At 72.4% G+C, this 14,436-nt stretch carries 7 protein-coding genes; 2 read left to right on the forward strand and 5 right to left on the reverse strand.

All coding sequences use genetic code 11. The annotated features are described in order from the left end of the window. Positions 1–103: 103 nt before the first annotated feature. Complete coding sequence (locus ACZ63J_RS36520) at positions 104–3,238, reverse strand: PA14 domain-containing protein (RefSeq protein ID WP_465407604.1); 3,135 nt, start codon at positions 3,236–3,238, stop codon at positions 104–106. Positions 3,239–3,412: 174 nt separating this feature from the next. On the opposite strand from ACZ63J_RS36520, the gene ACZ63J_RS36525 reads away from it, so the two are divergent. Further along, a complete protein-coding gene (locus tag ACZ63J_RS36525) occupies positions 3,413–4,216 on the forward strand; it encodes an alpha/beta fold hydrolase (RefSeq protein WP_465407602.1) in 804 nt (267 codons plus the stop codon). Positions 4,217–4,219: 3 nt separating this feature from the next. Here the strand turns inward: ACZ63J_RS36525 and ACZ63J_RS36530 are convergent, their stop codons facing one another. Beyond that, positions 4,220–5,092 carry a ketopantoate reductase family protein gene (locus tag ACZ63J_RS36530; RefSeq protein WP_465407600.1) on the reverse strand — a complete coding sequence of 291 codons (873 nt, stop codon included), beginning with the start codon at positions 5,090–5,092 and terminating at the stop codon, positions 4,220–4,222. Positions 5,093–5,145: 53 nt separating this feature from the next. Between ACZ63J_RS36530 and ACZ63J_RS36535 the strand changes: the two genes are divergently transcribed. Beyond that, positions 5,146–5,760: a TetR/AcrR family transcriptional regulator gene (locus ACZ63J_RS36535; RefSeq protein WP_465407599.1), complete on the forward strand. Its 615-nt coding sequence runs from the start codon at positions 5,146–5,148 to the stop codon at positions 5,758–5,760. Here ACZ63J_RS36535 and ACZ63J_RS36540 read toward each other — a convergent pair. The 3 genes from ACZ63J_RS36540 to ACZ63J_RS36550 are packed head-to-tail and all read right to left on the reverse strand — an operon-like array spanning position 5,757 to position 14,171. Beyond that, entirely contained in the window at positions 5,757–7,523 is a 1,767-nt protein-coding gene (locus tag ACZ63J_RS36540) for a hypothetical protein (RefSeq protein ID WP_465407597.1), read from the reverse strand. The two genes, ACZ63J_RS36535 and ACZ63J_RS36540, sit on opposite strands and share 4 nt — an antisense overlap. Further along, the gene (locus tag ACZ63J_RS36545; RefSeq protein WP_465407595.1) at positions 7,516–12,720 is read right to left on the reverse strand and encodes a hypothetical protein; all 5,205 of its coding nucleotides are present in this window, start codon (positions 12,718–12,720) and stop codon (positions 7,516–7,518) included. Before ACZ63J_RS36545 ends, ACZ63J_RS36540 begins: the two co-directional genes overlap by 8 nt. After that, complete coding sequence (locus tag ACZ63J_RS36550) at positions 12,717–14,171, reverse strand: hypothetical protein (RefSeq protein ID WP_465407593.1); 1,455 nt, start codon at positions 14,169–14,171, stop codon at positions 12,717–12,719. The genes ACZ63J_RS36545 and ACZ63J_RS36550 overlap by 4 nt, the downstream gene beginning before the upstream one ends. Positions 14,172–14,436 lie beyond the last annotated feature (265 nt).

Raw genomic sequence — 14,436 nt, forward strand, 5'->3', positions numbered from 1 at the left:
CCCCTTTGTCCCCCTCCTTTCTTCTCTTCCCCCCCCCCCCCCCCCCCACCCCCCCCCCCCCCCCCCCCCCCCCCCCCCCCCCCCCCCCCCCCCCGGACGGGCGTCAGGAGATCTGGGCGACCTCCGTGTCCGTCAGCGCCTTGCCGGCCACGTGGACGTCGTCGACCGCGCCGCTCCAGAAGTCGACGTTGCCGCCGTTGTACTTGGCGCGGCCGACCGTGAACGCGCCGGTGCTGACGCGCGCCGGTCCGGCCGGGGCCGTCGCGACCCGCACGCCGTCGACGTAGAGCCGGATTTCGTTGCCGGCCCGGACACCCGTCAGCTCGTACCAGCGGCCGATCTCCGGCACGACCTCGTACCGGGCCCGGTTGCCGCCGGGGGTGCTGAACGCGAACGCGCCCTGCCCGTACTGCAGGTAGAACGGGCTCTCCTGCTCCCGGCCGTCCTGGCTCACCGCGGTCGCGTAGTTGCCGGGCAGCTGGTCGAGCCGCACCTTCGCGGACACGGTGTAGTCACCGGTCGTGTCGACGACCGGGCCGTAGGTGTCGGCCGACCCGCCGCTGAACTGCAGCGCGCCGTCCTTGAACGTCACGCCGGACGGGGTGAGCGTCAGCGGGTTCCGGCCGCCGCTCGAGTCCTTCGCGGTTGTTCCGCCGCGCTCGTCGAGGTTCCAGTCGCCCTTGCCCGCGTAGGGATACGGCTTCCCCGCGTTGGCGCCGGCTTCGATCACCCGCCGGTTGATCTCGCGGACGGGACCCGGGTCGACCTTGATCCGCTTGCGGTCGTAGGTCCAGAGCCCGTTGAGCTCCCCTTCGAGATCGGTGACCTGCGTGTAGACCGAAGCCGACAGCTCGGCCCTGGCCTGCCCGAGGTAGAACGTGCGGGTGTTGTCGACGTACTTCGCCGTCAGCGCCGCCTTGTCCGCCACGCCGCTGTAGATCGCGATCGGCGCACCCGGCCACTGGTGCCCCGGCGTGCGCAGCGTGAAGCCGCCGTGCTCGCCGTCCATCGCGACGCGCCTGCCGTCCGAGGCGGCCGGGTCGGTGTTGTTGTAGTCGTGGTGGTCGATGACGTCGCCGCGGCCCGAGTCGCCCTTGGACGCACAGCAGTTCACCCCGCTGTGGGCGTTGACGATCCGGCTCGGGTCGGCCGCCTTGACCTGGTCGGCGATCCGGCCGGTGGCCGCCTTGTCCCACTCACCCCAGCCCTCGTTGAACACGATCCAGGCGTAGACGGACGGGTAGTTCTGCAGCTGGTGCATCTCCTCCAGGCCCTGGCTGAGCCACGCCTGCTGCGCCCCGGCGTTGTTGCCGTCGTCGAGGGACACGAAGTCCTGCCACACCAGCAGCCCGAGCTGGTCCGCGTGGTAGTACCAGCGGGCCGGCTCGACCTTGATGTGCTTGCGGACGGCGTTGAAGCCGAGGTCCTTCTGTGCCTTCAGGTCGAAGACGAGGGCGTCGTCGCTCGGCGCGGTGTTCAGGCCGTCCGGGTAGAAGCCCTGGTCCAGCTGCATCAGGGAGAAGAACGGCTTGCCGTTGAGCGTCAGCTTGGGGACGCCGTTGACGTTCGTGATTCCGGTCGACCGCATGCCGAAGTAGCTCTTGACCTTGTCGCCGCCCAGCTTGATCTCCAGCTGGTACAGGTACGGGTCGTCCGGCGTCCACAGGTGCGGGTTGGGCACCGGAATCTTCAGGTTCGTGTTCGCCGGTCCGCTGACCGTGCCGACCTGCCGGCCGCGCGCGTCCTTGGCGACCGCTGTGACGGTGGCGGTGCCCGCGGACTTGACGTTCAGCGCCAGCGAGTTCGTGGTGAGGTCGGGCGTCGTCTTGATCTCGTCGATGCCCTTGTCCGCCACCGGTTCCAGCCACACCGTCTGCCAGATGCCCGACGACGGCGTGTAGAAGATGCCGCCGGGGTTGGGGGACTGCTTGCCCTTGGGCTGGTACGGGCCGGTCGTGTCGGTGACGGCGACGACGATCTCCTGCTCGTCACCGCGCTTGAGCGCGTCGGTGATGTCGGCGCTGAACGCCGTGTAGCCGCCGGTGTGTTCCGCGACGAGCTTGCCGTTCACCCAGACTTTGGCCTGGTAGTCGACCGCGCCGAAGTTCAGCTTGAGGCGCTGCCCGCCGCCGATCCTCCAGTCGCGCGGGACGCTGACCGTGCGGCGGTAGAACATGTGGTCCTCGTGCCGTTCGAGCCCGGAGAGCTGCGACTCGATCGGGTAGGGGACGACCACCTTTTCGGGCAGCCGCTTGCCGAAGGTGGGCTGCTGGCCCTCCTTGGCGGCCGAGAACTCCCACGGGCCGTTGAGGTTGACCCACTTGTCCCGCTCGAGCTGCGGCCGCGGGTACTCCGGCAGCGGGTTGCGGGTGTCGACCTTCTCGCCCCACGGCGTCTTGAGCCGTTCCGCCGACGCGTTCGCGACGAGGCGGCCGGTCTTGCCGATCTTCGTGCCGTTGACCGCGAGCGCGCCCGCGCCGTCGTAGTAGAGGGTGACCCGCTGGCCCTTGAGGACCCGCTCGGCCAGCCGGATCGTGACCCGGTCGCGGGCCGTGGTGAGGGACGCGACCGGCATCGGCGTCGCGTCGACGTCGATCCGGAGGTGGTCCGCCAGGTCGCTGGTGCCCGAGACGCGGCCGTCGAAGCCGGTCGTGAGGGTGCGGCCGTCCTGGGACACCTCCGCCGTGCGCGGCACGACGGCGAAGTCGGCCGGGGGAGTGAACGCCGAGAGCGGCACGATCTGCTTGGTGATGGCCGGGCTCGACCAGCGCAGGAACATGTTCGCGCCGCCGGTGTCCTGGAACATCTCCAGCTTGAAGTCGTACTGCTTGCCGGCGGTCAGCGTGACCGGCGCGCTGGTCTGCTCCTTGTCCCAGTCGCCGACCCAGTGGTCGATCACCGGCGCGCCGTCGAGGAACAGCCGGAACCCGTTGTCTCCGATGGCGTAGAAGGTGTAGTCGCCGGTCTGCGGCACGGCGAGCCGGCCGGTCCACCGGGCGGTGGTGTGCTCGGTGCGCCCGGCGACCAGGCCGAAGACGGAGGTCAGGTCGGGGTGGTTGACCTCCCCATCGAGCGCGGTGCCGGCCAGGTTGGCGAAGTCGTGCGCGTCCGGCGTCGACGGCGTGAAGTACTCGGCTTTCAGGCCGTGCACGGCCTCGGCGGCACCAGCGGGCGGCGTGCCCGAGGCGACGCCCAGCGCCACCAGCAGGGCGAGGAGAACGGAAGCGGCTCTTCTCATCGGCGGGGACCCTCCATTTTTACAACGTTGTAAAACGCTCCGGGGGAGATCCAATCAGATAATTCGGACTTCTGTCCAGGTCGCCTGCGGGGTGGCCTACCCCGACGGCGGACGCCCGCGCCGTGTCAGGGCTGTGTCATCCCCGTGTCAGGGTCGCCGCCGACAGTGGTCCTCATGACAAACAACAGCATCTCCTCGACCGACTCCCACTGGACCGGCATGGTGCCGGTCGAAGACACGACGCTCGCCGTCACCGACACCGGTGGCTCCGGCGTCCCGGTCCTCTACCTCAACGGCCAGTTCGCCACCCAGGGCTACTGGAAGCGCGTCCTCGCCGATCTCGGGGACGGCTTCCGGCACATCACCTTCGACGAGCGGGCCCGCGGTAAGTCCGGGCGCTCCGCCGACTACTCCTTCGAAGCCGCCGTCCGGGATGTCGACGCCGTGCTTGCCGCCCGCGGGGTGGAGCAGGCCGTCGTGGTCGGCTGGTCCTACGGTGCCGTCGTCGGCGCGCACTGGGCGCACCGCAACCCCGAGCGGACCCTGGGTGCCGTCCTGGTCGACGGCGCCTACCCGCACGACTGGCTGGACGACGCCATGGAGGCGCGGATCCGCAAGCTCTTCAAGCGGATGAGCTGGTTCCTGCCGCTGCTGCGCCCGACCGGCCTGGCCCCGCGGATGACCGCCGCGCAGCAGGCCGAGAGCAACATCGAGCTCGGCAAGCTCTCCCGCGAGCGAGAGCTGGGCCCGGTGCTGGACGGCATCACGGTGCCGGTCCGCTACGTCGTCGCGTCGGGGACCTCCTTCGGCAGCAAGGGCGACGAGCAGGAGCGGATCCGCGTCAGCCTCGACGCCGTCACCGGCCGGAACCCGAACATCACCAGCGAGAAGGTCGCCAGCAACCACGGCGCGATCCTGCGCAAGGACTTCCGGGCCGTCACCGGCGCCGTCCGCGAGGTCGCCGCCCTCGAGCGCTGAGCGTTACCGGGCCTTCTCGTAGACGCGCATCTGCTCGGCCATCCGCTCCAGCTCGGCCAACGCTGCCGGCGAGGCGACGGCGAGGCCGCTGTGCGCGGCCGTCGAACTCCGCAGAAACCGGCTGAACACCGGCACCAGCAGTCCCTCCGGCACCATCCGCAGCGCGCCGAACGCGCGAGGGACCACCGGCGTCGGCAGGGCGGCCAGGCTCTCTCGCATCACGCGGATCATGGCGCGGATCGCCGCCGGGTCGGCGGCCAGGGCCGCCGGGCCGCCCGCCGCGTGGGTCGCCTGCTCGAGGGGCACCGCGTACGCCGCGTGCGTTTTGAGCCACGCGTCCATGCGCGGCTCGGGCTTCGCGGTGATCCCGGCGGCTCGGAACGTCCGGACGATCCGGTCCAGACGCGGGGTGCTCAGCCCGCCGGGTTCGCCGATCGGCATCGGGGTCAGGCGGTTCACGAGGCCGGTCGCGCGGTGGCGGACCACGTCGCCGTCCATCGTGCCGCCGGCGGTGAAGAAGCCGAGCAACACGCGGTCGAGTCCGATCACCTCGCCCAGTGGCTCCGCGCCGGCCGCCCAGTTGAGCAGGAACAGCACGTCGCCTTCGACGTCGGCGAGTGCCTCCAGCACCGCGTCCACCTGGTGGGTGCGGACGAGGACGGCGATCAGGTCGTACCGGCCGGCCGGGTGCTCGACCACCGGCACCGCGACCTGTCGGACGGCCGGGCTGTCACCCTCGGCGAGCTGGACGCCGTGCCTGCGCAGGGCGGCCAGGCGCGCGCCCCGGGCGAGGAGCGAGACGTCGTGCCCGGCCTCGTGCATCCGGACGGCGAACTGGCTGCCGAGCACGCCGGCGCCGTAGACGAGCAGTTTCATGGCGGCTCTCATTCATACGTTCGTTTGAATCATACGTGTGTATGGTAGCCGACATGGCGTCGCCCGACACCCGCACTCAGCTCCTCGACGCGGCCGAACACCTCTTCGCCGAGCGCGGGTTCCGCGGCACCTCGATCCGCGCCGTCACCGACCTCGCCGGAGCGAACCTGGCCGCCATCGGGTACCACTTCGGCTCGAAGGCCGAGCTCCTCACCGCGGTCGTCCGCCGCGTGGTCGAACCCATCACCGCCGCGCAGGCCGCCGGGCTCGACCGGCTGCTCGCCCGGACCCCGGACCCGTCGGTCGCCGACCTGGTGGAGGCGTTCGCGGGGCCGCTGTTCGACGGGATGCCGGCCGGTGACGAGGGCGGCGCCCGGACGTCCCGGCTGATCGTGCGGATCATCGGCGACCCGGCCGGGGAGATGCGCGAGTGGACCGGCCCGGCCGAGGACGCGGTCCGCGACCGCTACCTGGCGGCCTTCGGCCGGGCCCTGCCCGACCTGTCCCCGGCGGAGCTGTGGTTCCGGATCCGGGGCATCCTGGCCGTGACCGCCGTGGACCGCGTCGAGATCCACAACCAGCACGCTCCGGCCGAGTCGTCCCCGGCGGCGGCCCGGCGCTTCGCGGTCACGTTCCTGGCGGCGGCGATGAGCGCGCCGCCGACCTAGGCCGTTCCCTTCGCCAGGTCGAACGCCAGGCCGCTCGACCGCTCACCCCGGCCGACGTCGCGGCGGACGCTCAGCCAGAGGTTCACCCGGCCGGTCTTCGTGCGGGTCCGGTTGTACGACACCGTCAAGCGGGTGCCCGTCCTCGGGACCTCCTCCTCGTTCACGAAGTACGCCTCGCCGCGGTCGAAACCCTCACGCAGCAACGCCGTTCGCGGCCGGACCAGGCTCGCGTCGACCTCGCTCGGCATCGCCGCGCGCTGCAGCTGGACCGCGCGGGTGTCCCCCGGGACGTGGACCGGGATGAACGGGATCCAGTTCTCCGGCACCGAGCTCATCGCCTCGTACGCGATCGGCGCGCGCGGCGCGTCCGGCTGCGGGGCCGGGTGCCGGCGGCGGCGGAACGCCAGCGACTCGGCCGCCATCTCGTCGCCCGCCCGGCCTTCGCCGGTGGTCGTCCGCACCGTCTGCTCGATGCCCCACACCAGGTTCGCGCTCTCGTCGCGGACCAGGGCCACGTCTTCCAGCGCCGGGCCCGTGGCCACCTTCGGCGTTCCCGGCGGCAGCAGCATCCCTGGCCCGCTGCCGAGGGTGTACATCGACCAGTGCTCGGCCGCGCCGGCCGGGGTGATCCACCGCCGTTCGCCGAAGACGTCCGTGACGCACAGGCCCTGGACCGCCGCCAGCGTGCCGGCCGGCAGGTCGCACGGCAGCTGGTACCAGTCGTTGCTGAACACCAGCGCGAACTCCAGGAAGATCAGCCGGGCCAGGTCGGTGCTGTCCGGGGTGACCGCGGCGAAGTTCGTCTTGCCGTCCTCGACCGCCCACCAGCGGGGCAGCGGCATGCCGGAATAGCGCACCGGGGAAGGGAAAACGGTCCGGTTGAACGTGACCGGCGCCGGGGTGCTGCCCAGCGACCCCGGCGCGGCCGAAAACGCGTGCCAGTCCAGTTCGCCGCCGGGGTACTCCGGCGCGGAGAGCACCTGGTTGCCGGCGGCGATCGAGAAGCGGTGCTCCAGCCGACGCGGGTCCCACGCCGAGTCGCCCGACGGCCGGTCCGGGGTGATCCCGCCGGGCTGGTCGACGAGGTCGTCGAACCAGCCGGTCAGCTTGGGGCCCAGCGCGTCCAGCTGGGTCCGGCGCTGGCGCGAGAGGTTCTGGACGCCGTCGGAGGCGTGCCCGCCGCCCTTGAGGTGCTGGTAGAGCAGGTAGCCGTCCAGCCGGCGGCCGGCCACCGCCTGCGTCGCCGCCCAGACCTCGGGGTGGGCGAGCTGCGCGGCGTCGTCGGGGCCGGGCAACGCGATCGGGTACAGCCCGGGGAACTGCTCGGCGGCGTCCCGCAGCCCCGACACGCGGGCGAGCAGCCGCAGCCACCGGCGGCCCAGCGCGAGGCGCAGGTCGAACGAAATCGGCTCGGCGCCGAACGTGAACGGCAGCGGCCGCCGTTCCGCGACCGTCTCCAGTGGACGGTCGGCCGGCAGCGGGCTCACCGTCCCGGAAGGGTCGACGTCGGAGCGGAACCGGCCCGGCGCGCTCGCCGTGACCGAGTAGGTGGCCGTCACCGGCGAACCGGCGTCGCTGCCGCGGAACTCGCCGAGCTGCCACTGCCGGGCCAGCAGCCACAACGGATCCCGCACCTCGGCCCTCAGCGCCCGCGCGAAGTCGGTGGTGCGTGGCCGGCCCTCCAGGCGGTTCCAGACCCCGACCGTCGGGTTTTCGCGGCGGGTCAGCGCGCCGGCGAGATCGGCGATGCGGGGCTCACTCATGGTCTGCCTTCCAGCGGGTGTTGGCGATCGCCAGGTCGGTGCTGATCGTGATCGGCTGCCGGGTGGCCGACAGCACGGTGGCCGGCAGCAGCTGCGCGTACCCGGTGTTGTCCAGGTGCACCGGTTCGACGAGCCGCGTCTTGGCCAGGTCGAAGGTCTCGTTGACGGCGGCGACGAGGTCGTCGGCCGCCCACGTCCCGGTCTTCACCGGCGGGGTCACCAGCAGCATCGCCTGCGGTGGCTCGGAATCCGGGCTGTCGGCGTGGACGGCGATGCTCGTCGTCTCGCGCTCGGCGGGGATCACCTCGGTCCACTCGTCGAAGAGCAGGCCGCATTCGCTGTCGGCGTTGCGCGACGGCTCGGTCGCGTAGTGCGCCGTGAACAGCAACCGGTCTTCGGCGAGGTCGGCCCCGGCCGCGAACTCCATGCCGAGCCAGTGGTCGTTCGACCGCAGCGGCAGCTGGATCGGTTGCAGGCGCGTGTCCTCGTCGTCTTCGGCGTCGTTGCCGAGCAGGCCGCCGTCTCCGCGCAGCGCGTCGCTGAGCAGGACGACGCGTTCCCAGAGCCGGGGCATTTCGCGGACGCGGGCGATGCCGTGCAGCCAGTCGTCCACCGGGAAGTCCCGGTTGACCGGCGCCTGCGTGAGGTGCTTGACGAGGTCGTCGCTGTCGTCGAGGGCGTCGTGCAGGTCCTCGGCCAGCTGGTCCGGCAGCGTGTACTCGGGCACCACGAGCACGTCGGCGCCGAGCATCGCCTGCAGGGCCTCGATCGCGGCCTTCGTGCGGTCCGGCGACGTGACGGCCTGGTCGAAGCCGGTGAGCGCGGTGGTCGCCGCCGCCAGCCGGCCGGCGACTTCGGTCTGCAATGCGCGGGCCCGCGTCAGCAGCTCGAGGCCGAAGTCCACCACCCGGTCCTGGAACGGCGTCAGGTCGAGGCCGGTGGGGTCGAACGCGGTGACCGACAGGCGGCCGACGTCGTCCAAGAGGTCGCTGAGCGTCGAAGTGTGGGTGTCGTCGACGTCCCGGAGGTCGTCGAGCCGGTCGGCGAAGTCGTCCCGCTTGTGACGGACCGTCGAACGGAACTCGTTCGGAGACTTGGGATCGACGACCGGTGTCGTGGCGACCAGCCGTTCCGCCTGCCGCAGCAACCGGATGCGCTCGGCGTCCGAAGTGGACTTCGGCAGCGCGTCGTACGCGGTCAGCAGCGTGTTGGCGGCGGCGAGCGCGTCGGCCATCCGGTCGGCGACGGCGGCCACCGCGTTCAGCACGGCCGAGAACACCCCGCGCCGCCACGCGGTCAGCTCACCCCAGCCGCTGCGCACCACACCGAAGCGGGCCGCGGTGCTGACCAGCTCGGCGTACCGGGTCAGCAGCGAGTCGATGCGGTCGAGCACGTCGGCGCGCTTCGGCGGCGCGGGCGCCGGCGGGTACAGCCGCACCACGTCGCCGATGTAGTCGGCCACGTCGTCGGCCAGGTCGTCGAGGGCGTCCCGGACCGCTTCCGGCCGCCTCCTGGTTACCGTGACAGCGTCGTCGAGACTCCGGTCCACCGCGGCGGACCCGGCGGCGGGCACGAGGTCGGTCGGGCGCAGCGGACGTCCGGTCGTCAGCAGCGTCCGCAGGGCGGTGATCAGCGGGGACAGCTCGAAGAACGTGATCTTGCCGGTGATCTGCTGGGTGTACCGGATGGTCAGCTCGAGGTCCGGCCGCGGGTGGTCGTGCTCGACGACGACGCCGATGATCCGGTCGTCGAGCTCGGCCATCGCCGGGTCGCCGGTCGGGCGCACCGCCCAGAGCAGGTCGATCGGCGAGAGGTCCAGCTCGTCCTGGGTGACGTCGTGGTGCTGCGCGTGCCCGTCCTCGTCGGTCCAGGTGACCCGCACGGCGACGTCTCGCGACGGCGGCAGCAGGCTCGGCAGCCAGTCGTCGACCGCGGGTTCGGCCTTGGCGCGGGGCGAGTCGCCGCCGCCCGGGTTCAGGCCGGTCCGCAGCCGCAGGCCGAACCGGTGGGTGAGGGTGGTGCCGCTGCGCGGGGTCTCGATCACCGTGGGCTCGGGCGGCAGGCCGTCCTTGGCGTAGGCGTCGAGCGTCGCCGAGGCCCGCTCGACGTTGCCGGCCAGCGCCTGGTGGGCGGACTCGGCGACGGCGAGGTCGGCGACGGCGTCGTTCGCGTCGAGCAGCAGCGCGGCTTCGTCGCTGATCGCCTTCTTCTGGTCGGCGTCGGCCTCGGGCAGCCCGGTGAGGCCGAACGGGTAGGTCTGCGACACGCCGTCGCCGGTCAGATGCCGGACCAGGGCGAGCCCGTCGACGACGTTCCCGGCTTCCACCTGCGTGATCTTGTCCGGCTCGGCCGCGGTTTCGGTGATCTTCCCGGCGCGCAGCGGGAACTTGAGCCGCAGCCCGGCGATGAACTTGTCCACCTCGGCCTGGGCGTGGCGGTCGTGCAAGCCACGCTCGAACCGGTAGCCGAGCAACGCGCCCAGCGACTGGCCCTGCCGCAGCCCGGCGAGGATGGTCAGCGCGACGCGGACCCGGCCGGAACCGAGGTTCACCGCGAACGTGCCGGGGTTCTCCGGGGTCCGGTTGGCGACGTAACCGGCGCGCAGCACGGCCGCGGTCCGGGCGTGCCCCGGCGACGGCGTGTGCACGAACCCCTCGTTCTTTTCGTCGTGCAGCAACGGTTTCCCGCCCGCGAACACCGTGGCGAGCGGGCCGGTGAGGGTGACCGGGGTGAGCGGGTCGGTGCTCGGGCGGACGTCTTCGAGCCAGCCGTACGCGCCGAGGTGCAGCCCCGGCTTCGCGGTGCCGGTGCCGCCGGGCCCGAACCGCAGCTCGGCGAGCCGTTCGGTGGCCAGGCCCAGCCGCCACGCGTCGAGCCGGTAGGCGGCCAGGTCGAGGTGCTCGGCGAGCACCCGTTCCAGCTTGGCCGTCGGCAGGTCGGCGAGCAGCCCGAGCGCGGTGACCTGCTCGGCCAGCGCGGCGGCCGGCCCCGGCTGGTGCACGACGCCCGGGATGAAGTCGACGAGCAGCTGCTCCGGGTGGCCGGTGACGGCGGGCGCGGGGGAGTACAGCAGCCGGAACCGGCTCTCGCTGGTGGTGTCCTCGCCGGCCCCCGGGAGGTGGACGTGCACGAACGGCGAGTCCGCTGTGGACAGTCCGGTCATCCCGGCCGCGGTCGCGAGGGCCCGGGCGGTGTCGTCCCAGCCGAGCAGGACCGCGTGGCGCAGCAACAGGTACAGCAGCGCCGCGGGCGGCGTCTCGGCGGTGAAGCCCAGCTCCAGCCGGATCGAGTGCAGGTCCGTGTCGGCGAGGTCGGCCAGCCACCGCACGTAGTTCTTGTGGTCCGGGGTGTACTCCCGGATCCGGTCGGTCTCCGACAGCGGCCGGTCGTCGACGAGCGGGGCGAGGAGCGGCTGCTGGAAGTCGGTGAACAGCCGGCGCAGCAGGTCCGGGTCGCGGCCGGTGCTCTCGCCGAACTGCGCGAGCAGCGTCCGGACCGGTCCCGGCAGGCCCAGCGCGTCGAGGGCCGGGAGCACGGTCGAGCCCAATCCGCCGAGATTCTCCCGGTTGAAGAGGTCGTCGACGCTCTGGGCGTACCGCTGGTGGTACTCGGCCGACGTCGGGTGCAGCGCGAGCAGGTCCAGCAGGCGCTGGTGCGGGTCGGGCGCGTCGGGATCGAGGCGCGGCACCCGCTCGAGCGCTGCCGTCCAGTCGACGCCCGCCGCGGTGAGCACTTTGTTGAGCGCGCGGCGGTGTGTGGCCGTGGCGGGGTAGGCGAGCTTGGAGAACACCGTTGTCGGCAGGATGCCGTAGGGCTGCCGGCCGATCTTGACGGCCGGCAGCGGACCGCGGCCGGAGACGTACTTGAGGAAGAAGTCGCGGGTGGCGGTGACCGCGGCCGGGCCCAGCAGCGGGTTCAGCGCGGTCTGCAGGAAGTAACCCCAGGTCGCCGGCCAGAGCGCGGTGTTGGCGGCGCGGGCGTCACGCTGGTCGGTGCCGTCGGCGTTCGGCATCCCGGTCAGGATGGCGGGGTCGAGGCCGAGCAGGTCGGCGAACTGCCGGCCGTCGGTCCGGGTTGTCCAGTCCGCCGCGGCGGCCGCGGCCACGCCGGTGGTGCTGCGCAGAGCCGCGGCCGCCTCGTCGTCGGCGTCCTGCCCGGCGGCTTGGGCGTCGGTGTTGTTCGTCGGGGTGCCCTGCGGCAGCAGGCTGAAGCCGTCCGGGCTGCGCAGCTGCCGGGTGATGAGGTCGGCGAGGTCGGTCGCGGTCTTCGCCGGCGTGGACTGCTCGCGCAGCCCGAACGCGACCAGCCGGTCGAGCCCGCCGCGGATCTCGTCGGTCAGCGGGATCCGCACGCCCATGCCGACCGCGACCGCGCGGTCGAAGTCGGTCAGCCAGCGCAGCTCGTCCGGGACGTGCAGGGCGCCGGTCTGCTCGTTGACGCTGATCTGGTCGACGGCGTTCGGGTCCGGGCTGACCGGCAGCGTCGCCGGCACCGCGGCCCCGGTGACCGACACGACCTGACGGCTCCCGAGGTACCCGCGCACCTGGAAGCGGTCCGGCAGCAGCCGGGCCCGCGCCGGCTGCGTCCACGAGTCCGGCGCCGTGGTGTTCGCGGCGGGCGTCGGGAGAACGAGGAACGCGACCACGACGGCGTTGCCCGGGTTGACCGGCGCACCGTCCACTCCGGACGGTCGCCGACTCCGGATCGTGTTGGCCCGCGTGTCGTTGTTCCCGACGGCGGCGCGCAGGGCGGCGTCGGCCTGCCGCAGCAGCAGCCGGTCGCCGTGGGCGCGCCAGACCGAGGTCCAGTACGCGACCGTCGGCGCCTTGTCGTTCGCGGCCACCGCGGCCGTGGTCCGGACGACGAGCACCACGGTCGTGTCGGGCACGAGAGCCGGTTCGTCGGCGGGGTTCGCGGGGAGGCGGGTGGTCAGCAGCCAGGCGGCGCGTCCCGCGGCGACACGCCCGGTCAGCTCCTGCCACGCGGCCGCCAGGGGGACCGGCCGGTGCGCGGCGGCCCAGCGGGCGGTCCAGTAGGCGTCGACCGCGCCGATCTCGGCCGCCGTCGGCTTGGTTTCGAACTTGTCCACCGACCACTCGTCGGGGAACACCCGGACCAGCAGCTCGGTCGGTGTGAACCGGGTTTCGAGCCGGACCGGGCCGAGCAGCACCGGGAAGTCGTCACTCAGGGCGGTCATCGTGGCAACATCTCCTGTGCGTGCACGGCCACCATGACGGGGACCTGGAAAAGGATGTAGGCGAGGTCGGCCGAGCCGAGGCCGGCGAACCAGAGCGGCAGGTTCTCGTCTTCGGCGCGCTGGTCCTTCTTCTCGCGGTCGTCGCCGGAGTGGTCGAAGTCGCCGAGCGCGACCTGGACGGCCGGGTCCAGCTCGAGGAAGCCGGTGTGGCCGGGGTCGACGTCGTCCCAGGTGAGGTCGTTCCACACCTCGACGTGGGTGGGCGGCCCGTCGTCGACGCCGAAGCGCGGATCGCCGGGGCGTTCCTTCAGCACGAAGAACCAGCCGGGGTCGACGCCGGGCGTGCCGAGGGCTTCGTCGGCGTCGAGGTCGAAGCCGAGGAGGTAGATGTCCGGCTCGACCTTCGCCTCGTACCGGGGCAGCCGGATCTGCTCGGGCGACGGAAGGCCGTCGGTGGGCAGGTCGGCGAGTTCCCGGGGCTGGCTCGGGTCGTTGCCGGGGAACTGCGCGCGCTGGGCGTAGATCGCGGCGGTGGGATACTTCTTGAGCAGCTCGCCGCGGACGACCAGGACGAGGTCGTCACGCTGCGGGCCACCGGGGCGCGGGTCGTCCGGCTGCCGGTTTTCGTTGTCCCCCAGGCGGGTTGTGGTCGACCACTCGTGGATCGGCGGGATGTCGTAGCCGCGTTCCCGCTTCTGCGCGGCGGATTCGTTCGGGACGGGCAGGGTCGCGACGGGGTCCCAGAACTGGCGGAACGGCGTGCCGCGCTGGTCGGTCGGGTACTCGCGCCAGAGGAGCTCGCGGGCCATCTCGTGGTTGAGGCCGACGAGGAAGGACTCGATGAACTCGCGGTTGTTGGCCAGGAGCGTGATCGAGTTGGGTGGGAGCAGGCTGAGGTTCGGAACGAGGCTGTCGACGGAGACGTCCAGGAGTGTCCGGTAGGTGGGGACGTCGAAGACAGGGTAGGCCATGGCTTCGATGAACTCGGCGGCGAAGGGGCGCAGGCGTTCGGGCAGGCTGACGGAGCCTTCGAGGAGGGCGCGGGGGACGGTTTCGTCCGCGCGCAGGCCGGTGAGGACCGACGTGGTGGTTCCGACGAGGTCCAGCGGCGGGGCGGGTTTGACGTGGCTCGCCGCGATGGCTGCGTCGAAGCCTTGGTGGAGTTCGCGCAGGGCGGCTTTGAAGCGCTGGGCCTCGGCGCTGTCGGTGGTGCCGGGGTGCGGGGTGGGTGGCTCGCCGATGCCGCGGAGGACGAAGTCCGGGCTGTGGGGAAGGGAGTCGACGGGGTCGGTGTTCGGGGGCTGGTTCGGGTGGAGGGTCGCGGCCAGGTCTTTTGGTGTGACGAGCGCGCCGGGGGTGACTTTGACGGGGGCCGCGACGACGGGGTTGACCGGGGCGTCCATTTTGGACAGGAGGGCGGCGGCTTGGCCGCCGAAGGGCAGGGTGCGCATGAGCCGCGACCCGGGCCGGGTGATGCGACGCATGGCGGGCGAGACGGGAGCGGTGGCAACCCGGCTGCTGGCAACCCGGAACCCGACGGCGACTTGGTCTGCGGAGTCGGCGATGAGGCCGGCGGGGGTGGGGGGGGGGAGAGAGGAGAGGGGGGGGGGGGGGGGGGGGGGGGGGGGGGTGGGGGGGGGGGGTGGGGGGGGGCGAAGGCGGGTACCCGCACGAAGTGCTGGCCGGCGACCACCTCCGCGTGGCGACCCGCGGCGA

It is taken from the genome of Amycolatopsis sp. NPDC104863 (genome assembly GCF_055582965.1).